This is a genomic window from Streptoalloteichus hindustanus (assembly GCF_900129375.1).
In the GTDB taxonomy this organism is placed as follows: Bacteria; Actinomycetota; Actinomycetes; order Mycobacteriales; family Pseudonocardiaceae; genus Streptoalloteichus; species Streptoalloteichus hindustanus.
In genome coordinates, this window is sequence record NZ_FQVN01000002.1 from 375,166 (window position 1) to 395,861 (window position 20,696).

General features: G+C 73.6%; 16 protein-coding genes. 11 read left to right on the plus strand and 5 right to left on the minus strand.

Features of this window, described 5'->3' with window-relative positions; all coding sequences use genetic code 11:
* Positions 1-4: 4 nt before the first annotated feature.
* Positions 5-787 (minus strand): SDR family oxidoreductase, encoded by a 783-nt coding sequence (locus BUE43_RS07180; protein WP_073480594.1) that lies wholly within the window; start codon positions 785-787, stop codon positions 5-7.
* A gap of 200 nt (positions 788-987) precedes the next feature.
* Between BUE43_RS07180 and BUE43_RS07185 the strand changes: the two genes are divergently transcribed.
* The 4 genes from BUE43_RS07185 to BUE43_RS07200 all read left to right on the plus strand — a co-directional run bounded on the left by BUE43_RS07185 (position 988) and on the right by BUE43_RS07200 (position 6,641).
* Positions 988-2,616, plus strand: coding sequence for an ABC-F family ATP-binding cassette domain-containing protein (locus tag BUE43_RS07185; protein ID WP_073480595.1), 1,629 nt, complete (start codon positions 988-990; stop codon positions 2,614-2,616).
* 231 nt (positions 2,617-2,847) lie between these two features.
* Positions 2,848-3,057 (plus strand): helix-turn-helix domain-containing protein, encoded by a 210-nt coding sequence (locus BUE43_RS07190; protein ID WP_073480963.1) that lies wholly within the window; start codon positions 2,848-2,850, stop codon positions 3,055-3,057.
* A gap of 67 nt (positions 3,058-3,124) precedes the next feature.
* Positions 3,125-3,940, plus strand: coding sequence for an enoyl-CoA hydratase/isomerase family protein (locus BUE43_RS07195; RefSeq protein ID WP_234995585.1), 816 nt, complete (start codon positions 3,125-3,127; stop codon positions 3,938-3,940).
* Between the two features lie 772 nt (positions 3,941-4,712).
* Positions 4,713-6,641 carry an ABC transporter ATP-binding protein gene (locus BUE43_RS07200; RefSeq protein ID WP_073480596.1) on the plus strand — a complete coding sequence of 643 codons (1,929 nt, stop codon included), beginning with the start codon at positions 4,713-4,715 and terminating at the stop codon, positions 6,639-6,641.
* A 138-nt stretch (positions 6,642-6,779) separates the two neighbouring features.
* On the opposite strand, the gene BUE43_RS07205 is transcribed toward BUE43_RS07200, so the two are convergent.
* Complete coding sequence (locus BUE43_RS07205) at positions 6,780-7,979, minus strand: MFS transporter (protein WP_234995586.1); 1,200 nt, start codon at positions 7,977-7,979, stop codon at positions 6,780-6,782.
* Entirely contained in the window at positions 7,976-8,824 is an 849-nt protein-coding gene (locus tag BUE43_RS07210) for a PAC2 family protein (RefSeq protein WP_234995628.1), read from the minus strand. Before BUE43_RS07210 ends, BUE43_RS07205 begins: the two co-directional genes overlap by 4 nt.
* 197 nt (positions 8,825-9,021) lie before the next feature.
* Here BUE43_RS07210 and metH point away from each other — a divergent pair, with 197 nt between their 5' ends.
* The 3 genes from metH to BUE43_RS07225 all read left to right on the plus strand — a co-directional run bounded on the left by metH (position 9,022) and on the right by BUE43_RS07225 (position 14,573).
* Positions 9,022-12,582, plus strand: coding sequence for a methionine synthase (gene metH / locus BUE43_RS07215; protein WP_073480599.1), 3,561 nt, complete (start codon positions 9,022-9,024; stop codon positions 12,580-12,582).
* Between the two features lie 76 nt (positions 12,583-12,658).
* Complete coding sequence (locus BUE43_RS07220; protein ID WP_268844419.1) at positions 12,659-13,339, plus strand: HAD family hydrolase; 681 nt, start codon at positions 12,659-12,661, stop codon at positions 13,337-13,339.
* 400 nt (positions 13,340-13,739) lie between these two features.
* Positions 13,740-14,573, plus strand: coding sequence for a pentapeptide repeat-containing protein (locus BUE43_RS07225; protein ID WP_073480600.1), 834 nt, complete (start codon positions 13,740-13,742; stop codon positions 14,571-14,573).
* Positions 14,574-14,680: 107 nt separating this feature from the next.
* Here BUE43_RS07225 and BUE43_RS07230 read toward each other — a convergent pair whose 3' ends face one another.
* Complete coding sequence (locus BUE43_RS07230) at positions 14,681-15,685, minus strand: methyltransferase (RefSeq protein WP_073480601.1); 1,005 nt, start codon at positions 15,683-15,685, stop codon at positions 14,681-14,683.
* A gap of 268 nt (positions 15,686-15,953) precedes the next feature.
* Between BUE43_RS07230 and BUE43_RS07235 the strand changes: the two genes are divergently transcribed.
* The 3 genes from BUE43_RS07235 (at position 15,954) to BUE43_RS07245 (ending at position 18,305) form a co-directional block, all read left to right on the plus strand.
* Positions 15,954-16,217, plus strand: coding sequence for a phosphoribosyl-ATP diphosphatase (locus BUE43_RS07235; protein ID WP_073480602.1), 264 nt, complete (start codon positions 15,954-15,956; stop codon positions 16,215-16,217).
* A 44-nt stretch (positions 16,218-16,261) separates the two neighbouring features.
* Positions 16,262-17,107: an ATP phosphoribosyltransferase gene (gene hisG, locus BUE43_RS07240; RefSeq protein ID WP_073480603.1), complete on the plus strand. Its 846-nt coding sequence runs from the start codon at positions 16,262-16,264 to the stop codon at positions 17,105-17,107.
* Between the two features lie 217 nt (positions 17,108-17,324).
* Complete coding sequence (locus BUE43_RS07245; RefSeq protein ID WP_073480604.1) at positions 17,325-18,305, plus strand: CPBP family intramembrane glutamic endopeptidase; 981 nt, start codon at positions 17,325-17,327, stop codon at positions 18,303-18,305.
* A 63-nt stretch (positions 18,306-18,368) separates the two neighbouring features.
* Here BUE43_RS07245 and BUE43_RS07250 read toward each other — a convergent pair whose 3' ends face one another.
* The gene (locus BUE43_RS07250; RefSeq protein ID WP_073480605.1) at positions 18,369-19,295 is read right to left on the minus strand and encodes a RecB family exonuclease; all 927 of its coding nucleotides are present in this window, start codon (positions 19,293-19,295) and stop codon (positions 18,369-18,371) included.
* Positions 19,296-19,510: 215 nt separating this feature from the next.
* Between BUE43_RS07250 and BUE43_RS07255 the strand changes: the two genes are divergently transcribed.
* Positions 19,511-20,644: a site-2 protease family protein gene (locus tag BUE43_RS07255; protein WP_073480606.1), complete on the plus strand. Its 1,134-nt coding sequence runs from the start codon at positions 19,511-19,513 to the stop codon at positions 20,642-20,644.
* Positions 20,645-20,696 lie beyond the last annotated feature (52 nt).

A 20,696-nucleotide genomic window follows, 5' to 3' on the forward strand; every position in this document is an offset into this window, starting at 1 on the left:
GAGGTCAGCCGAGGGAGCCGGTGGCCAGCAGCCCGCCGTCCACCCGGACGGTCTCCCCGGTGATCCACGAGGCGCCGTCGGAGGCCAGGAAGGCCACCAGCCGCGCCACGTCCTCCGGCGAACCCAGCCGCTTCATCGGGTAGGCCGCGCTCGCTTCCTCCTCCCGCCCGGTGTACAGCGCCTCCGCGAACCGCGTCTTCACCACCGCCGGCGCGACCGCGTTGACCCGCACCTTCGGCCCGAGCTGCCACGCCAGCTCCTCGGTGAGCCGCACCAGCGCGGCCTTGCTCGCGCCGTAGGCCCCGAGCACCCCGGAGGAGCGCAGCCCGGCCACCGAGGCGACGTTGACCACCGCGCCGCCGTGCTCGGCCATCCACGCCCGCCACGCGAGCTGGACGAACCCCAGGGCGCCCACCACGTTCACGTCGAAGATCTTGCGCACCGCGTCGAGGTCGGCCTCCATCAGGAACCCGAACACCGGGTTGATGCCCGTGTTGTTCACCAGCACGTCGAGCCGGCCGAACCGCTCGACCACGCGCTCCACGGCCGCCGCGCGGTCCTCCGCCCTCCCCGCGTTGCCCGCGACCGCGAGCACCCGCTCCGCCCCGTCCGGGACGGTCGCGGCGAGTGTCCCGGCGGCGGCCCGCAGCTCGTCGGCCTTCCGTGCGGTGATGGTCACGCTCGCGCCCCTGGCGAGCAGCTCGGCGGCGATCGCGTGGCCGATGCCCCTGCTGGCCCCGGTGACCAGCGCGGACCGGCCGGAGAAGTCCTGGGTGGGCTGCGTCATACCCGGCACTGTAGAGCCGGTTACCGTCCAGTAGCCAGGATCGGTGCGACCGGTGGCACACAAAATCCGTTGAACACCCTCCGTACACTGGCCCGTTGGTGGTTCTGCTGTCGGACTAGGCCCGGGTCGAGCCCACCGGTCACGGTCGGTGGGGGTCATGCCGCTACCCGCCCGACGCCACGATCTCTCGGAGTCTTCTCTTGATCACTGTGACCGACCTCGAACTGCGGGCCGGATCCCGGATCCTGCTGTCCGACGCCACCCTGCGCGTCCAGCCCGGCGACCGGATCGGCCTGGTGGGCCGCAACGGCGCCGGCAAGACGACGACGCTGCGCGTCCTGGCCGGCGAGGGCCAGCCCTACGGCGGCGAGGTGCGCCGCGCCGGCGAGCTGGGCTACCTGCCCCAGGACCCGAGGGAGGGCGACCTCCACATCACCGCCAAGGACCGCGTGCTGTCCGCCCGCGGCCTCGACGAGCTGCTGCGGGACATGGAGAAGGCCCAGACGGCGATGGCCGAGCTGGTCGACGACCGCGAGCGGGAGTCCGCCGTCCGCCGCTACGGCCGGCTGGAGGAGCGGTTCGCCGCCCTCGGCGGCTACGCCGCGGAGAGCGAGGCGGCGCGGATCTGCGCGAACCTGGGGCTCCCCGAGCGCGTGCTCGCCCAGGAGGTGGGCACCCTCTCCGGCGGTCAGCGCCGCCGCGTGGAGCTGGCGCGCATCCTGTTCGCGGCCGCCGAGGCCGGCGCCGGCGGCAAGTCCGGCACCACGCTGCTGCTGGACGAGCCGACCAACCACCTCGACGCCGACTCGATCGCCTGGCTGCGCGGCTTCCTCAAGGCGCACACCGGCGGCCTCATCGTGATCAGCCACGACGTCGAGCTGCTGGCCGCCGTGGTCAACAAGGTCTGGTTCCTCGACGCCACCCGCGGCGAGGTCGACGTCTACAACATGGGCTGGCAGCGCTACCTGGAGGCGCGCGCGGCCGACGAGAAGCGCCGCCGCCGCGAGCGGGCCAACGCCGAGAAGAAGGCGTCGGCGCTGATGGCGCAGGCCGACAAGATGCGGGCCAAGGCCACCAAGGCGGTCGCCGCGCAGAACATGGCCAAGCGCGCCGAGAAGCTGCTCGCCGGCCTGGACGCCGAGCGGACCGCCGACCGGGTCGCCAGGATCCGGTTCCCCGACCCGGCCCCGTGCGGGCGCACCCCGCTCACCGCCGAGGGGCTGGCCAAGAGCTACGGCTCGTTGGAGATCTTCACCGGGGTGGACCTGGCGATCGACCGGGGCTCCCGGGTCGTCGTGCTGGGCCTCAACGGCGCGGGCAAGACCACCCTGCTGCGCCTGCTGGCCGGCATGGAGCAGCCCGACACCGGCGAGGTCGTGGCCGGGCACGGCCTGCGGCTGGGCTACTACGCGCAGGAGCACGAGACGCTCGACCACTCGGCGAGCGTGTGGGCCAACATCCGGCACGCCGCGCCGGACGCCCCGGAGCAGCAGCTGCGCAACCTGCTGGGCACGTTCCTGTTCACCGGCGAGCAGCTCGACCAGCCGGCGGGAACGCTCTCCGGCGGTGAGAAGACCCGGCTGGCGCTGGCCGGCCTGGTCTCCAGCGCGGCCAACGTGCTGCTGCTGGACGAGCCGACCAACAACCTCGACCCGGCCAGCCGGGAGCAGGTGCTCGACGCGCTGCGCGGCTACCAGGGCGCCGTCGTGCTGGTGACCCACGACCCGGGCGCCGTGGAGGCGCTGGAACCGGAGCGGGTGATCCTGCTGCCCGACGGGACGGAGGACCACTGGTCGGCTGACTACCTGGAGCTGGTCCAGCTGGCCTGACCGGGCCACCCGATCGACGGGCAGCGCCTGAACCGGTTGGTGCACGGGGTTCGCACATCCGGTTGCTGTTTTGTTGATCTTGTTGCCCCGATGATCGGCACGCGGTAACACGATGACCACGCACCGATGATTTTCCATGATCACCTGGCGTTTACGGCTTTCGTGTTCGATCATTGCGGCGACAGGGGCCGCGAGTGTGGCCCGACCTGCTCGGAAGGAAGGCGGGACATGGTGGCTGACCTGAAGAAGGGCGCCCGCATTACCGGCGCCGCGCGGGACAAGCTGGCCGCTGACCTGAAGAAGAAGTACGAGAAGGGCGCGAGCATCCGTTCGCTGGCGGAGTCCACCGGCCGGTCCTACGGGTTCGTGCACCGCGTGCTCACGGAGTCAGGGGTGCAGCTCCGCGGCCGCGGTGGCGCCACCCGGACCAAGAAGAAGTGAACAAGTAACCGTTTACGACATCGAATCGGAGACCGGCTTGCCGGGTTCGACAATCGAATCGGATCTGTTGGCCCGTGGTGGCGTCCGGCTGGACGTCGAGGGGGCCCGGGCGACCATCACGCTGGATCGCCAGGAGGTGCTCAACGCGCAGACCCCGCTGACGTGGGAGGCGCTGCGAGCGGTGGGGGAGGGGCTCGCCCCCGAGGTGCGCGTGGTGGTGGTCCGCGGCGCCGGCCGATCGTTCTCGGCCGGCCTGGACCGTCGGTTGTTCACCCCGGACGGCTTCGACGGCGTTCCCGGCCTGTTCGCGCTGGCCACCGAGCCGTCGGAGCGGATCGAGGCGGCGATCGCCGAGTTCCAGCGCGGTTTCGCCTGGCTGCGCGATCCGGCGCGGGTGACGGTCGCCGCGGTGCGCGGCCACGCGATCGGCGCGGGCTTCCAGCTCGCGCTCGCGTGCGACCTGCGCGTCCTCGCCGACGACGCCCGGTTCTCGATGGCCGAGACCAGCCTGGGCATCGTCCCGGACCTGGGCGGCACCCTCCCGCTGGTGCGGTGCGTCGGCTACGCCAGGGCGGCGGAGATCTGCGTGACCGGCCGCCGGGTCGACGCCGAGGAGGCGCTGCGGATCGGGTTGGCGAACCGCGTGGTGCCGGGCGAGGAGCTCGACCGGGCGGTCGACGACCTCGTCGCGGACCTGCTCCGGCCGCCGGCCGGAGCCGTGCGCGAGACGCTCGCCCTCCTCGCGGACGCCGCCGACCGCGCTGACGGCGTCAATGGCGTCGGCGGGGGCGGGGGCGGTTCGGCCCTGGAGCGGCAGATGGCGGCGGAACGGGCGGCCCAGGCCAGGAGGCTGGCCGACCTGGCCGCGATGATCACCCGCTGATCCGAGCGCGACGTCCACACCCGCCTCTGGCTCCCACGACCGGTGGCCACGGGAGACTGTGGACGTCCTGCCCGCGGCCGGCGATCCGGTGCGGGTGTCCCGTGTGCCACTGGGACGCTCGCGGTTCCCCTTCGTCCCGGGCCGGGTGCGGGTGCTCGGTGGGGACACGGGCATGTCCCGTTGTCCTCGTTGGTCGCCGGGTGAGCCGTCGTGGGCTGTGTTCCCGCACACAGTGTTCTGTCGCACGGCGTTCTGTCGTGCGGTGTTCTGTCGCCCGGTGCCCTGTCGCGTGAGGTGCTGGCATGCGGCGGGCTCGCCCCAGTGCCCCGGCTCCGGCCTGTGCCGCTGTCGCTCGGCCGGCCCCGGGTGGTGTCCCCGGGGCAGGATCGTCGGGCGTGGGTCGCTCCGCTGTCCCAGCATCACTCGTGACATGACGTTGTCCTGTCGCGGGTCCTGTCGCGGGTCGCGCGGCGTGTTCCGCGTCGTCCCTCAGGGGTGGGCTTCCCGCTGACTGTCGGTGTCAATCGGCATGATCGGTCTTCGGTCGCTGTCGGACACCGGGCCGAGTCGGCGCGGGGTGCGCTTCCCGGGGTCGTGTCCCTCGGGGCGGGTCCTGAATGGACACGGCCGGGGTCGGACGTCGACCGGGCTCGGGTGGCCCGCGCGACGTGGTCGCCGACGAGAAGCGCGGCCGGGGAAGCAACACCGACACCACCGCGTTGACCAAGCCACCGGAGTGTGCGCGGGGCGGGCGCGAGGAGGACTGGAAGACGTGGATTCGACCTGGATGCTCATGGTCAGCGCCATGCGGCGGGCGGACGCCCCGCGTGGCGTGCGACGGGGCACCCTGCGGCGGGTGTTGACCTTCGCCCGCCCCCATCGCACGGCGCTCGTGGTGTTCCTCGTGCTCACCGTGTTCTCCGCGGTCGTCGGCGTGGCCACGCCGCTGCTCGCCGGCCGGGTGGTCGACGCGATCATCGGCCGGCGGGAGGTGGGCGTGGTCGTCACGCTCGCCGTGGTGATCGCCGCCCTGGCGGTGGTGGACGCCGCCGTCGGGCTCGCCGAGCGCTGGTTCTCCGCGCGGATCGGCGAGGGGCTCATCCTCGACCTTCGGCGCGCGGTGTTCGAGCACGTGCAGCGCATGCCGGTCGCCTTCTTCACCAGGACGCGGACCGGCGCGCTGGTGAGCCGCCTGAACAACGACGTGATCGGCGCGCAGCGCGCGTTCACCTCCACGCTGTCCGGTGTGGTCACCAACGTGATCCAGCTCGCGCTGGCGGTCGGCGTGATGATCACGCTCTCCTGGCAGGTGACCCTGCTGGCGATGGTGCTGCTGCCGGTGTTCGTGCTGCCCGCGCGGCGGGTCGGGAGTCGGATCGCGCACCTGCAGCGCGAGGCGGCCACGCTGAACGCGGCGATGACGACGCAGATGACCGAGCGGTTCTCGGCGCCGGGGGCGACCCTGGTGAAGCTGTTCGGCCAGCCGGAGCGGGAGGCCGAGGAGTTCGGCGGGCGGGCCGAGCGGGTGCGGGACATCGGGGTGCGCAACGCGATGGCCACCCGGATCTTCATGACCTCGCTGACCCTGGTGTCGGCGCTGGCGCTGGCCCTGGTTTACGGGTTGGGCGGCTGGCTGGCGCTGACCGGCGGTCTCGCCGCCGGCACCGTCGTCACGCTGGCGCTGCTGCTCACCCGGCTGTACACCCCGCTCACCGCGCTGGCCAACGCCCGGGTGGACGTGATGACCGCCCTGGTCTCCTTCGAGCGGGTGTTCGAGGTGCTGGACCTGCCGCCGATGATCCAGGAGCGGGAGCGGCCGCTGGCGGTGCCGGACGGGCCGGTCTCGGTGCGGTTCGAGAACGTGCGGTTCAGCTACCCGTCGGCGGACAAGGTGTCGCTGGCCTCGCTGGAGGAGGTCGCGGTGCTCGACGGCCGGGGCGGCGAGGAGGTGCTGCGCGGCGTCGACTTCCACGCCGAGCCGGGCCAGCTCGTCGCGCTGGTCGGCTCCTCGGGCGCCGGCAAGTCCACTCTGGCCTCGCTGGTGCCCCGGCTGTACGACGTCGACTCCGGCTCGGTGCGACTGTCCGGCGTGGACGTGCGGGACCTGGGGTTCGCCTCGCTGCGCCAGGCTGTCGGCGTGGTCACCCAGGACGGTCACCTGTTCCACGACACCATCGCGGCAAACCTGCGGTACGGGCGGCCGGAGGCCAGCGACGACGAGCTGTGGGACGCGCTGCGCCGGGCCCGGCTGGAGGCGCTGGTCCGCTCGCTGCCCGACGGGCTGGACACGGTCGTGGGGGAGCGGGGCTACCGGCTGTCCGGCGGCGAGCGGCAGCGGCTGACCATCGCCCGGCTGCTGCTGGCCCAGCCCAGGGTGGTGATCCTCGACGAGGCGACCGCGCACCTGGACTCGGAGTCCGAGGCCGCCGTGCAGGCCGCGCTGACCGAGGCGTTGGCCGGCCGCACGGCGCTGGTCATCGCGCACCGGTTGTCCACGATCCGGGCGGCCGACCAGATCCTCGTGGTGGAGGCCGGCCGGATCGTCGAGCGCGGCACGCACGCCGAGCTGCTCGCCCTGGACGGCCGGTACGCCGAGCTGCACCGCACGCAGTTCGCGGACCGCTCCGACTCGCTGAACGTGGTCGACGTCACCTCGCTGCCGGACGGGCTCGCCGGGGCGCCGGCGGTCGCCGCCGGCTGATCCCCGCCAACTGATCGCCGCCGGCTGATCCCCGTCGGTTGATCCAGGCGGTGTGCTGACGCTCCCCGTGGCGGTCACTGACTGCTGCGGGGAGCGTTGACGCTGTTCAGCGGCTGCCCAGCGGCTGCCCGACGAGGTTCAGCGCTGGTGCAGCTTCTCCTGGTGCGGAAGCGCCGCGGGAGCGGTGACGGCCACGACGACGGCGGGCACGAGGAAGGCCACCGCCGGGTGGAGGGCGTAGGCGGGGACGAACGCGGTGGGCGCGAGCGCGCCGCCGAGGAAGCGGAACGCCTGCACGACCGACACCGCGCCACCCCGGTTGCCCGCCGCGGCCGACAGCACCAGGGTGTTGAGCCCGACCAGGATGAGCTGGGTCGCCACCCCGGCCGCCGCCCACCCCACCGCCACCACCGGCAGCCAGGGCACGAGGCCGACACCGACGAGCAGGACGGCCCCGGCCGCCGTGCCGAGCAGCACGCACCGGCGCGGCCCCACCCGGTCCACGGCGCGTCCCACCGCCCGCGCGGTGAGCAGCGCGGCGACGCCGTAGCCGGTCAACAGCAGCCCGCGCTCGCCGGCGCCGAGCCCGAAGTGGTCGTCCAGTCGCATCGCGACCAGGAACGACAGGCCGCCGAGGCATCCCCAGCCGGTCAACGCCACCAGGCCGACCCGCAGTACCGCCGGTCGCCACGCGGTGCGCAGGCGCGCGGTCGCCCCCGGGGCCCGCTCCCGCTGGTCCCCGTGGGCGGACGGCGCCGGACGCGTGGTGTCCGGCAGCCCGAGGACGGCGAGCAGGCCGGCGACCACCGCCACGCCGGCGAACGCCCACCGCCAGTCGGCCTCCGCGGCCAGCCCGCCGACCAGCGGGGCCGTGGTCTGCCCCGCGGCCTGGAGCGAGGCGAACAGGCCGAGGGTGCGGCCCAGGCGCTCACGCGGGGTGACCGCGGCGAGCGCGGCCAGCAGCAGCGGGGTGGTGAACGCGTTCGCCGCGCCCTGCACCGCCCGACCGGCCAGGAAGACCGTCGAGGTGGCGGCCACGGCGCAGACCACCGAGGCCAGCACGTACACCAGGTAGGCGACCCGCACCGTGCGCCGGGCGCCCCAGCGTTCGCCGAGCGTGCCGGAGAACAGCATCAGCCCGGCGAACGGGATCATGTAGCTGGTCAGCGACAGCGACGCCGTGCCCGGCGAGACCGCGAACGCCGTGCCCAGCTCGGGCAGCATCGACGCGACGACCCCGCCCCCGAACGGCCCCAGGAAGCCCCCGGCGTACAGGCCGAGGACGGCCAGCCGGGAACCGGACCTGCCGGGGGCGTCCGCCACCGCCGTGCCGGTCACCGCGCCGGCGGGCCCGCCGTGGGCCCGGGGCCGCCCGGCCCCCGGCCGCCCCGCCGCCGCAGGTAGCGCTCGAACTCGGCGGCGATGGCGTCCCCGCTGGCCTCGGTGAGCCGGATCTCGGCGTCGCCGCGCTCCTCCAACGCGCGCACGTAGTTGCGCACGTCCTCGTCCTCCTCGGCCATCTCGCTGACCGTCTGCTCCCACTCCTCGGCCTGCTCGGGCAGCGCGCCGAGCGGGACCTCCAGGTCGAGGACCTCCTCGACCCGGTGCAGCAGGGCCAGCGTGGCCTTGGGGGAGGGCGGACTGGAGACGTAGTGCGGCACGGCGGCCCAGAAGGAGATGGCCGGCACGCCGGCCTGGACGCAGGCGTCCTGGAAGACGCCCACGATGCCGGTCGGCCCCTCGTAGCGGGAGTGCTCCAGCCCGAACTTGGCGGCCGCGTCGGCGTCGAAGGCGGCTCCGGTCACCGGCACCGGCCGGGTGTGCGGCGTGTCGGCGAGCAACGCGCCGAGCACGACCACGGTGGTCACGCCCAGTCGCTCGATGTGCTCCAGCAGCTCACCGCAGAACTTCCGCCACCGCATGTTCGGTTCGATACCGTGCACGAGCACGACGTCGAACGCCGCGCCCGGCGGGCGGCAGACGGTGAGCCGGGTGGTGGGCCACTCGACGCGGCGGGTGACGCCGTCCACCATCCGAACGGTGGGTCGGCTGACCTGGAAGTCGTAGTAGTCGTCGGGGTCGATCTCCGCCAGCGGGGTGGCGTCCCAGGTGAGCTGGAGGTGCTCGACGGCGGTGCTGGCGGCGTCGCCGGCGTCGTTCCAACCCTCGAACGCCGCCACCATGACCGGGTTGGTGAGCCTCGGCTGGTCCGCCGGGAGGTCATCGGGTCCGGGGCGCAGGTCGGGATCGGTCACCGCGCAAGCCTACGACCCGGCGGGCGGGTCTGGCGCCCCACCGGCCGTTCGTGCGTCGTCCCAGTGTCTGGACGGCGGGCTGTCACCGTCGTGGCCGGTCCGGGCGATGCCCCTACCCTGGGGCCATGTCCGAGTGTCCCGGGTCGCCGCTGCTGGAAGCGCTCGCCGAGCGCGTGGTCGTCGCCGATGGCGCGATGGGCACCATGCTGCAGTCCTGGCCGTTGACGCTGGACGACTTCGCCGGGCTGGAGGGCTGCAACGAGATCCTCAACGTCACGCGGCCCGACGTGGTGCGCGCGGTGCACCGCGGCTACCTGGAGGCCGGGGCCGACGCCGTCGAGACCAACACCTTCGGCGCCAACCTGGCCAACCTGGCCGAGTACGACATCGCCGACCGCATCCACGAGCTGGCCGAGGCCGGGGCCCGCCTGGCCAGGGAGGCCGCCGACGAGTTCGGCGAGCCGGGGCGCCCGCGGTTCGTGCTGGGCTCGGTCGGCCCCGGCACCAAGCTGCCCACGCTGGGTCACGTCCCGTTCGCCCGGTTGCGGGATGCCTACGTCGAACAGGTGCGGGGCATGCTCGCCGGCGGGGTCGACGCCGTCATCATCGAGACCTGCCAGGACGTGCTCCAGGCCAAGGCCGCCGTCATCGCGGCGCACCGCGCCATGGCGGCCGAGGGCCGCCGGGTGCCGATCATCGCGCAGGTCACCGTCGAGACCACCGGCACGATGCTGCTCGGCACCGAGATCGGCGCGGCGCTGACCGCGCTGGAGCCGCTGGGCATCGACCTGGTGGGCCTCAACTGCGCCACCGGCCCGGCCGAGATGAGCGAGCACCTGCGCCACCTGGCCAAGCACTCCGCGGTGCCGATCTCGGTGATGCCCAACGCCGGCCTGCCCGAGCTCGGCCCGAACGGCGCCGTCTACCCGCTGGGCCCCGAGGCGCTGGCGGAGGCGCTGGCCGGCTTCGTCACCGAGTTCGGCGCCCGGCTGGTCGGCGGCTGCTGCGGCACCACCGCCGAGCACGTCCGCCAGCTCGCCGCGGCCGTGCGCGACCTGCCGGCGACCCCGCGCCGGCCCCACCCCGAGCCGGGCGTGTCCTCCCTCTACCAGGCGGTGCCGTTCCACCAGGACGCCAGCGTGCTGATGATCGGCGAGCGGACCAACGCCAACGGCTCGAAGGCGTTCCGCGAGGCGATGCTCGCCGGCCGGCTCGACGACTGCGTCGAGATCGCCCGCCAGCAGACCAGGGACGGCGCGCACGTCATCGACCTGTGCGTGGACTACGTCGGCCGGGACGGCGCCGCCGACATGTCGGAGCTGGCCGAGCGGCTGGCCACCGCCTCCACCCTGCCGATCATGCTCGACTCCACCGAGCCGGAGGTGCTGCGCGCCGGCCTGGAGCGGCTCGGCGGCCGGTGCGCGGTGAACTCGGTCAACTACGAGGACGGCGACGGCCCCGGCTCCCGGTTCCGGCGCACGATGGAGCTCGTCCGCGAGCACGGCGCGTCCGTCGTCGGCATGTGCATCGACGAGGAGGGCCAGGCCAGGACCGCCGAGTGGAAGGTCCGGGTCGCCAGCCGGCTGATCGAGGACATCACCACCAACTGGGGCCTGCGCCCCAGCGACATCATCATCGACTGCCTGACCTTCCCCATCTCCACCGGCCAGGAGGAGGTGCGGCGGGACGGGATCGAGACGATCGAGGCGATCAGGGAGCTCAAGCGCCGCCACCCCGAGGTGCACACCACCCTCGGCGTCTCCAACATCTCCTTCGGCCTGAACGCGGCGGCGCGGCAGGTGCTCAACTCGGTGTTCCTGCACGAGTGCGTCGAGGCCGGGCTGGACACCGCCATCGTGCACGCGAGCAAGATCCTGCCGATGGCCCGCATCCCGGACGAGCAGCGCGAGGTCGCGCTCGACCTGGTGCACGACCGGCGCCGCGAGGGCTACGACCCGCTCCAGCGGTTCATGCAGCTCTTCGAGGGCGTCACCGCCAAGGCGTCGAAGGCGTCCCGGGCCCAGGAGCTGGCCGCGCTGCCGCTGTTCGAGCGGCTGGAGCGGCGCATCGTCGACGGCGAGCGCAACGGCCTGGAGGCCGACCTCGACGCGGCGCTCACCGAGCGGTCCGCGCTCGCGATCATCAACGACACGCTGCTCTCCGGCATGAAGACCGTCGGCGACCTGTTCGGCTCCGGCCAGATGCAGCTCCCGTTCGTGCTCCAGTCGGCCGAGGTCATGAAGACGGCCGTGGCCCACCTGGAGCCGCACATGGACAAGGCGGACACGGCGGGCAAGGGCCGCATCGTGCTGGCCACCGTCAAGGGCGACGTGCACGACATCGGCAAGAACCTGGTGGACATCATCCTGTCCAACAACGGGTACGAGGTGGTCAACCTCGGGATCAAGCAGCCGATCGGCGCGATCCTGGACGCCGCCGGCGAGCACGACGCCGACGCGATCGGCATGTCCGGCCTGCTGGTCAAGTCCACGGTGATCATGAAGGAGAACCTGGAGGAGATGAACTCCAGGGGGGTGGCCGACCGGTGGCCGGTGCTGCTCGGCGGCGCCGCGCTGACCCGCTCCTATGTGGAGAACGACCTCTCCGACATCTACCGGGGCGACGTCCGCTACGCCAGGGACGCCTTCGAGGGCCTGCGCCTGATGGACGCGATCATGACCCGCAAGCGGGGCGGCTCGGTGGAGCTGGACGAGCGCGAGCGGGCCAGGATCGCCGAGCGGAAGGCCCGCCGGGAGCGCTCGCTGCGCATCGCCGAGGCCTGCAGGGCGCGGGGCGAGGAGGAGGTGCGGGAGGAGCCGCCGGCGCGCTCCGACGTCGCCACCGACGCGCCGGTCCCGACGCCGCCGTTCTGGGGCACGCGGGTCGTCAAGGGCATCCCGGTCGCCGACTACTCCGCGTTGCTGGACGAGCGCGCGACCTTCATGGGGCAGTGGGGGCTGCGCGGCGCCAGGGGCGGCTCCGGCCCGAGCTACGAGGAGCTGGTGGAGACCGAGGGCCGGCCGCGGCTGCGGTACTGGCTGGACCGGCTGGCGACCGAGGGCGTGCTGGCCCACGCCGCGGTCGTCTACGGCTACTTCCCGTGCGTGGCCGAGGGCGAGTCGCTGGTCATCCTGGACGCGCCGCGCCCGGACGCCGCGGAGCGCTGCCGGTTCACCTTCCCCCGGCAGCGGCGCGACCGCCGGCTCTGCCTGGCGGACTTCTTCCGGCCGCGTGATCTCGCTCTCGCCACCGGCGAGGTCGACGTCGTCGCCTTCCACCTGGTGACCATGGGCCAGCCCATCGCCGACTTCGCCAACGAGCTGTTCGCCGGCGACGCCTACCGCGACTACCTGGAGGTTCACGGCCTGGGCGTGCAGCTCACCGAGGCGTTGGCCGAGTACTGGCACAAGCGGGTCCGCGAGGAGCTGCACTGGTCCTCCGGCCGGGCAGTGGCCGAGGAGGACCCGGAGGACGTCGAGGAGTTCTTCAAGCTCGGTTACCGTGGGGCGCGGTACTCGCTGGGTTACGGCGCCTGCCCTGACCTGGAGGACCGGGCGAAGGTCGTCGACCTGCTCCAGCCGGAGCGGATCGGGGTGAAGCTCTCCGAGGAGTTCCAGCTCCACCCCGAGCAGTCGACGGACGCGTTGATCGCCCACCACCCCGAGGCCAAGTACTTCAACACGTGACCGCGCCCGCCGGTGGCGGGCGGGCCGCGCGGCCCCGCCACCGGGCCGGACACGAGGGGAGAGCGCGTTGCCTGGACTGTCCACTTCGGACGGACGCAGGCCGCCGGCCGCGGTGCTGTGGGACATGGACGGCACGCTGGTCGACTCCGAGAAGCTGTGGGACGTGCCGCTCTACGAGCTGGCCGAGCGCATGGGCGGCGCGCTGTCCCCGGCCACCCGCGAGGCCATGGTCGGCTCCAACATGACCGCCACGCTCACCATGCTGTTCACCGAGGTGGGCAGGGAGCCGGAGCCGGCGGCCATGGCGGAGGCGGCGGAGTGGATCACCGCGCGGACCGCGGAGCTGTTCCGGGCGGGCCTGCCGTGGCGGCCCGGCGCGGCGGAGGCGCTGCGCGCGATCCGGTCGGCCGGGGCGCCGATGGCGTTGGTGACCTCCACCGAGCGCCGGTTGACCGAGGTGGCGCTGGACACCATCGGCCGGGACTTCTTCGACGTCACGGTGTGCGGCGACGAGGTGGACGGCCGGAACAAGCCGCTGCCGGAGCCCTACCTGAAGGCCGCCCGCCTGCTCGGCGTGTCCGCGGCCGACTGCGTCGCGGTCGAGGACTCGCCGACCGGGACGGCCGCCGCCGTCGCCGCGGGCTGCACGGTGCTGGTCGTGCCGTGCGAGGTGCCCGTCGAGCCGGGCGAGCGCCGGGTGCTGCGCGACTCCCTCGTCGGTGTCGACCTGGACGAGCTGTCCACCCTGTTGGCCTAGGTTGCCCAGAGGTCCTGGGCCAGCCCAGGGGACGCGGAGACCGGGACCGGCTGAGAGAGCGTGATCGGCCGCTGCGCCGCGTCCGTCATGAACTTCGACGAGTCGACCATCGCTTCATGCCCCGTCTCCCGCTCCGACTGTCCACTGAGTACTGATTGTGCTTGTGGGGTCACATTCGGTTGGGGGCGGGGCAGTGGCTGCGGTGCTGACACCGGGCTTCTCTGGGGAGAGCCGTGAGAAGGGGCACAGTTGGCGTCGCTGACGCGCTCGTGCGGTGGGGCCTCCGCGCCGCCTGTCCAACAAGGACGGCATTCGCCACCCGTGGTTGGGGGAGAATGGAGGTTCGACCCCGGTGCCGACCGCGAGGCGGTGCCCAGCTGGCAGCAGGAGATCAGGCACGGTGTCCCAGAAGCGCGAAGCCCCGTCCACCGCCGGTGATCAGCAGGAGCTCCGGGCCGACTGCGCGAACTGCTTCGGCCTCTGCTGCGTGGCCCTGCCCTTCGCCGCGTCGGCCGACTTCGCGGTCAACAAGGACGCCGGCAAGCCGTGCTCGAACCTGTTGGCGGACTTCCGCTGCGGCATCCACAGCCAGCTCCGCGAGAAGGGCTTCTCCGGCTGCACCGTCTTCGACTGCTTCGGCGCGGGCCAGAAGGTCTCCCAGATCACCTTCGGCGGCCAGGACTGGCGGAAGCGACCCGGCGAGGCGCGGCGGATGTTCGCCGTGTTCCCCGTGATGCGCCAGCTCCACGAGCTGCTGTGGTACCTGGGCGAGGCGTTGTCGCTGCCGGCCGCCCGCCCCGTCCACGCCGACCTCCGCCGCGCGCGGGACGAGGTCGAGCGCCGGAGCTGGGAGAACGCCGAGGCGATCCTGGAGCTGGACGTGGCGGAGCTCCGGCACGAGGTCAACGCGGTGTTGCTGCGCGCCAGCGAGCTGGTGCGGGCCGAGGTGCCCGGCCGCAAGAAGAACCACCGGGGCGCCGACCTCATCGGGGCGAAGCTCCGCAAGGCCAACCTGCGGGGCGCGAGCCTGCGCGGGGCCTACCTCATCGCCGCCGACCTCAGGGACGCCGACCTCCGCTCAGCCGACCTGATCGGCGCGGACCTGCGGGACGCCGACCTGTCCGGCGCCGACCTCACCGGGGCCGTCTTCCTCACGCAGGCCCAGCTCAACGCGGCCAGGGGCGACGCGCGGACCAGGCTGCCCGAGGGGCTGCGCCACCCCGCCCACTGGTGACGCGCCCCGCACGCGCCCCGGAGCTGCGCCGTCGCGCCCCGTCACCCCGCCCCAACCGAACTTGCCCAGCCGAACCTGTTCAGTCGAACCTGCTCAGCCCAACCCGTTCAGTCGACGGTGAACTCCACAAGGGAGCGGTAGGGCGAGATGGTGCGGACCGAGCGCTGGGTGAGGCCGGCGGTCGCGCCCAGCGCCGCGAGTTGGGCCGCGCTGCGCTCCCGGCCGCCGATGAACGTCAGCATCCGCAGGTCCATCGGGCTGCGGGGGAGCTGGTCCCGGCCGGCGTCGACGAGCCCCTCGACCAGCAGCACGCGTCCGCCGGACCCGGCCGCCGCCGCGCAGCGCCGCAGGATGGCCGCACTCCGCTCGTCGTCCCAGTCGTGGATGATCGACGACAGGACGTAGACGTCGCCGCCGGCGGGCAACGGGTCGAAGAAGTTGCCCGGCGCGACCCGGCACCGGTCAGCGACCCCGGCCTCGGCGAACGTCCTGGCCGCCGCCTGGGCCGGACCCGGGAGGTCGACCAGCGTGCCCCGCAGTTCCGGGTACGCGGTGGCCAGCGCGGTGAGCAACGCGCCGTTGCCGCCGCCGACGTCCACCACGTGCCCGACCGAGCCCCAGTCGTAGCCGGCGAGGATCGCGGCGGCCTCGGCGTGGATCTGGCCGGCCATCAGCGCGTCGAAGGACCCGGCGAGCGCCGGGTCGCCGGCCAGGTCGTCCCAGAAGCCCCGCCCGTAGACCTCGGGGTAGGCCGGTTTCCCGGTGGTGACCACGTCGAGCAGGCGCACGAAGGACAGGTCCGCCCGTCCGACCGCGCCCCGGACGTCCAGCCAGGCCCGCAGCCCGACGGCGTCCCGCAGTTTCGCGCCCAGCCCGGTCAGCGCGAACTCCCCGTCGGGCCGCTCGACGAGCAGGCCGGCCGTGACGAGGTGCCGCATCAGCCGGCCGAGGGCGTCGGGCTGGGTCCCGGTCGCCTCGGCCAGCGCGGGCACCGTGGTCCGCCCCTCGGCGATCCGGTCGGCCAGCCGCAGCGTGGCCGCGACGCGGATCGCCATGGGGGTGATCACGTCGGACAGCTCCAGCAGGCGCTCCGCGAGGTCATCATCAGCCATTGGTGGCACGCGCCCATCCAATCAGGATCGGCGCGGCAAAGCATCAACTCCCAGTAGTCGGAATCCGCCAAACGGGTTGGTCGCATGTGGGGGGTTGGTGATTTTTGGGGGATATCGGCCGCACGCGGCGCGATTGATGACGCTTCGTAGTGAGATGGTTGGTCCGCGGTGGACTGGCGTTCACCTGGATGGATGAGCGCGGGGTGGGTGGCGACCCGGGGTGGGCCGGCTGGGGTCCGCCGGGGCCGGGATGGGAGGATTCCGGCCCGTGAAGACGTTCGACGAGTTGTTCGCCGAGCTCACCGAGCGGGCCAGGACCCGCCCCGCCGGCTCCGGCACCGTCGCCGCGCTCGACGCCGGCGTGCACGCCCAGGGCAAGAAGGTGCTGGAGGAGGCCGGCGAGGTGTGGCTGGCCGCCGAGCACGAGACCGACGAGCAGCTCGCCGAGGAGATCTCCCAGCTCCTCTACCGGGTGCAGGTCCTCATGCTCGGCCGCGGCCTGACCCTGGACGACGTCTACCGCTACCTGTGAGCCCCCGGCCCACACGAACCATCCCCGACCTGGAGCGAACTGCCATGCTGCGTGTCGCCGTGCCGAACAAGGGAACGCTGGCCCAACCGGCGTCCGAGATGCTCGTCGAGGCTGGCTACCGGCAGCGCCATGAGCAGCGCGACCTGACCGTGGTCGACGACGCCAACGAGGTCGAGTTCTTCTTCCTCCGGCCCAAGGACATCGCGATCTACGTCGGCTCCGGCGAGCTGGACCTGGGCATCACCGGCCGCGACCTCGCGCTGGAGTCCGGCGCGCCGGTCGGCGCCCGGCTCTCCCTCGGCTTCGGCGGCTCGACCTTCCGCTACGCCGCCCCCGGCGGCAAGGACTGGAAGGTCGGCGACCTGGAGGGCCGGCGGGTCGCCACCGCGTACCCCCGCCTGGTGCGCGGCGACCTCGCCCGGCACGGCGTGGACGCCGAGGTCATCCGGCTCGACGGCGCGGTGGAGATCTCGGTGCAGCTCGGCGTGGCCGACGCCATCGCCGACGTGGTCGGCTCCGGCCGCACGCTGCGCCAGCACGGCCTGGTCGCCTTCGGCGACCCGATCTGCAGGTCCGAGGCCGTGCTGATCGAGCGCGAGGGCGCCCCGAACTCGCCGGAGAGGGCGCAGATGACCGCCCGCCTCCAGGGCGTGGTGTTCGCCCAGCAGTACCTGATGCTCGACTACGACTGCCCCCGCCGGCTGCTCGACGCCGCGATCGAGCTCACGCCCGGCCTGGAGTCGCCGACGGTCGCCCCGCTGGCCGACCCGGACTGGGTGGCCGTGCGGTCGATGGTGCTGCGCAAGGAGGCCAACGTGGTCATGGACCGGCTGGCAAGCCTGGGCGCCAAGGCGGTGCTCGCCTCCGACATCCGGTCCTGCCGCCTCTGACCCCTCGGTCGAGGAGACGAGGCCCTTCGTCGTCACCAGGGCCCCGCGTCGTGCCGCCTCCGGCGGCGCCGCGCGGGGCCCTCGGCGTTCGGCGGTTCCGCGGGAGCGTCCCCCCGCCTCCTCCCGCGAGCGCGCCCACAGGCCGTGTCCTTGGGGATACCGGGCAGGAGCGGACGCACCCGTGCGGGAACCCGGGCGGCACGTGATACTCCGACCGATGACGGACCCCCACGGTCAGCCGTTCCGACCAGCGTCGGCGTCCACCCGGGGCCCCGCGCGGCTGGCTGACCCGCCGCCCGGCGTCGGCTACGACCGGATGGCGCGCACCGCGTGCCACTGCTGGTGGCGGCCGGTCGTCGGCACGGTGGTGATCGGGGTCGGCTGGGTCGTCGCGATGGTCGTGGTCGTCGTGCTGGGCGTCGTGGCGGCGGAGCTGGCCGCGGCGCCGGTCCGACTGGTCGACAGCCACCTGTTCGCCGACCCGCTCTGGGACACCGTCGTCGGCCTGCTGTCGATCGCGGCCGTCCTCCCTGTGGTGTTCCTCGCCGCCCGGATCGCGCAGCGCCGCCGACCCGGCACGCTGTCCTCGGTGGTCGGCCACCTGCGCTGGGGCTGGTTCGGGCGGTGCTTGCTGGTCGCCATCCCGGTGATGGTCGTCTCGCTGCTGCTGCTCGTGGTGCTGGCCGCCCTCGTGACGGCCGAACCGGCGGAGCAGACCGCGGTGCGCTGGACGGGGTGGCCCCGCTTCGCGGTGAGCGCGTGCCTGCTGGTCGTCGTGGTGCCGTTGCAGGCGGCGGGTGAGGAGTACCTGGCGCGGGGGTGGTTCATCCAGGCGTTCGGCGCCTGGTTCGGCACGCCGTGGCCGGGCATCCTCGCCGGCGGTCTGGTCTTCGTCGCGTTGCACTCCGTCAGCCAGGTGTGGGGCGCCGCCGACCTCATGCTCTACGCCGTCGTGCTCGGCTGGCTCGCTGTCCGCACCGGCGGGCTGGAGGCCGGCATCGCGCTGCACGCGACGGGCAACCTCATGGTGTTCCTGCTCGCCGCCGCCACGGACCAGCTCGGGCTCGACGGCTCCGCCGGCGACGCCCCCTGGTACCTGTTCGCGACCAACGCCCTGATGCTGCCGCTCTACGCGTGGCTCGTCAGCACCCTGCACCGGAGCGCCGGGCAGGTCCGGCTCGTCCCGGCCGCGCGGTGACCCCGCTCGGCCCGTCCTGCTCGGGTCCCTCCTGCTCGGGCCCGCCCCGTTCGGTCCGCCCGTTCAGTCCACGCGGTCCAGGGCGGTCTCCACGCCCAGGCCCGACGGGTCCGGCCACCCCGGGTACTCCGGCGGCGTCCCGCCGAACGACGGGCAGAACGCCTTGTGGTCGCACCAGTCGCACAACCGGCTGGGGTTGGGGCGGAAGTCCCCGGTGCGGCCGGCCCGCAGGATCGCCTGCCACACGGCCTCCAGCGTGCGCTCGAACCGACGCAGCTCCCCCTCGTCCGGGGCGTAGGCCAGCGACTGCCGGTCCGCGAGGTACATCAGGCGGAGCTGGCGCGGCACCACGCCCCGCGTGCGCCACAGCACCAGGGCGTAGAACTTCATCTGGAACAGCGCCTTGGCCTCGCCGATCTCCCTCGGCGCCGTGCCCGTCTTGTAGTCCACCACCCTGATCTCGCCGGTGGGGGCCACGTCGATCCGGTCGATGTAGCCGCGCAGCAGCACGCCGGAGGCGAGCTCGGCCTCCACCAGCAGCTCGCACGCCTCCGGCTCCAGCCGGCGCGGGTCCTCCAACCCGAAGTAGTGGTCCAGCAGCCGGCCCGCCGAGGACAGCCACTCGGCCAGCTCGGCCTCGGCGTCCGCCGCGTCGTCGAACAGCCCGGCCAGCTCGGGGCGGGTGTCGCGCAGCTCCCGCCACGCCGGTTCGAGCAGCGCCCTGGCCTCGTCCGGCACCCGCCGCACGGCCGGCAGGGTGAAGAGGCGCTCCAGCACGGCGTGCACCACGGTGCCCCGCGCCTGCGCCCTGGTGGGCTTCTCCGGCAGCCGGTCCACGGCCCGGAAGCGGTAGAGCAGCGGGCACTGCTTGAAGTCGCTGGCCCGGGAGGGGGAGAGGGCCGGGCGGCGCGGACGCCGCCTCCCCGCGTCGTCGGCGTCGCCGTTCGCGCTGCCCGCCGACGACCTGACCTCCCCGACCACATCTGCCATGCCTGGCACCCTAGGCCACCCCGGCGACACTCCCGACCCTCGCCAGGCGTGGCCGACCCCGCGCAGTGGCCCAGAGCTCACCCGCGTCCGGCCGGAACCACGAGCGCGGCACGGACGAGCACGTTCGGGTGAGAAGTGGAGGCGGGAGTGTCCACCGCGGTCGCCGCGGCGTCGTGTCACGGCCATCCCACACCCGCCGGCCTACGCTTTCGAACGTGCCCAGCGCCAGCCGTTCGCAGCAACCGACTCAGCCGGTCGGCGGACTGGTGCTGTGCCGGGTGTCCGGCGTTCCGGTGCTGCTCGCGCCGTCCTGGTGGCTGGGCGCGGCGGTGGTCGTCCTGCTGTACGTCCCGTTCGTCGAGCGGTTGCTGCCCGGCTCGGGGTGGTGGACGGCGGTGTTCCTCGCCGTCGCGTTCGCGCTGCTCCTCGGCGCCTCGGTGCTGCTGCACGAGCTGGGGCACTGCGTGGTGGCGCTCCGGCTCGGGCTGCCCGTGCACCGCGTGCGGCTGTACCTGCTCGGCGGGCTCACCGAGATCGCCCGAACCCCGACCCAGCCCCGGCACGAGGGGGTGGTGGCGGTCGCCGGGCCGGCGGTGTCCGTCGTGCTCGCCGCCGTGCCGCTCGGCCTGTTCTTCCTGATCGAACCGGGCCTCACGCCGCTGCGCCTGCTCGTGCTGCAGACCGCCGTCGCCAACGGGCTGGTCGCCGTGTCCAACCTGCTGCCCGGCCTGCCCCTGGACGGGGGGCGGGTGTTGCGGGCGGCGGTGTGGGCCGTCACCGGCAGGAGGGGCGCGGGCACCAGGGCCGGCGTGGTGGGCGCCGGCGTCGTGGCCGTCGGGCTGGTCTGGTGGGCCGTGCTCGGGCTGGCCGAGGGCGTGGAGGACCAGTGGCTCCGGCTGGGCGTGTGCGCCCTCATGGCCTGGTTCATCGTGGTCGGCGCCGGTGCGGAGCTGGCGGCGGAGCAACGCCGGCGCTGGCCGGACGGTCTGGCGTTGTCCGAACTGGTCCGGCCGGTGCTGCAACTCCCGGCCGAGAGCCCGGTGGCCGACGCGCTGGCCGCCTCCGCCGGCCGGGGCGTGGTGCTGGTGCGCGCCGACGGCGTCGCCGCCGGCCTGCTCGACCAGCACGCCGCCGCCGAGCTGGCCGCCGTCACACCGCTGGCCCCCGCCGAGCGCGCCGCCGAGCCGATCCGGCCGGAGACCGTGCTGCTGGACTCCGAGCCCGGCGAGGAGGTCGCCGACCGGGTGAGCACCACCCCGGCGTTCCAGTTCCTCGTCGTCGACGCCGAGGGCCGACCGGCGGGCGTGCTGCGCAGGGAGGACCTGCGGGCCGCGCTCAGCCGCCGCTGACCGGCCGGTGGGATTTCGCCCCGGTCCGGCTCGTCTGCGACGATGGCCCGCT

Bases quoted from the DNA above. Each gene is read 5' to 3' on its own strand.
- BUE43_RS07180 (WP_073480594.1), bottom strand. From the start codon at position 787: ATGACGCAGCCCACCCAGGACTTCTCCGGCCGGTCCGCGCTGGTCACC.
- BUE43_RS07210 (WP_234995628.1), bottom strand. From the start codon at position 8,824: ATGGTGGCGGCGTTCGAGGGTTGGAACGACGCCGGCGACGCCGCCAGC.
- metH (WP_073480599.1), top strand. From the start codon at position 9,022: ATGTCCGAGTGTCCCGGGTCGCCGCTGCTGGAAGCGCTCGCCGAGCGC.
- BUE43_RS07230 (WP_073480601.1), bottom strand. From the start codon at position 15,685: ATGGCTGATGATGACCTCGCGGAGCGCCTGCTGGAGCTGTCCGACGTG.
- hisG (WP_073480603.1), top strand. From the start codon at position 16,262: ATGCTGCGTGTCGCCGTGCCGAACAAGGGAACGCTGGCCCAACCGGCG.
- BUE43_RS07245 (WP_073480604.1), top strand. From the start codon at position 17,325: ATGACGGACCCCCACGGTCAGCCGTTCCGACCAGCGTCGGCGTCCACC.
- BUE43_RS07250 (WP_073480605.1), bottom strand. From the start codon at position 19,295: ATGGCAGATGTGGTCGGGGAGGTCAGGTCGTCGGCGGGCAGCGCGAAC.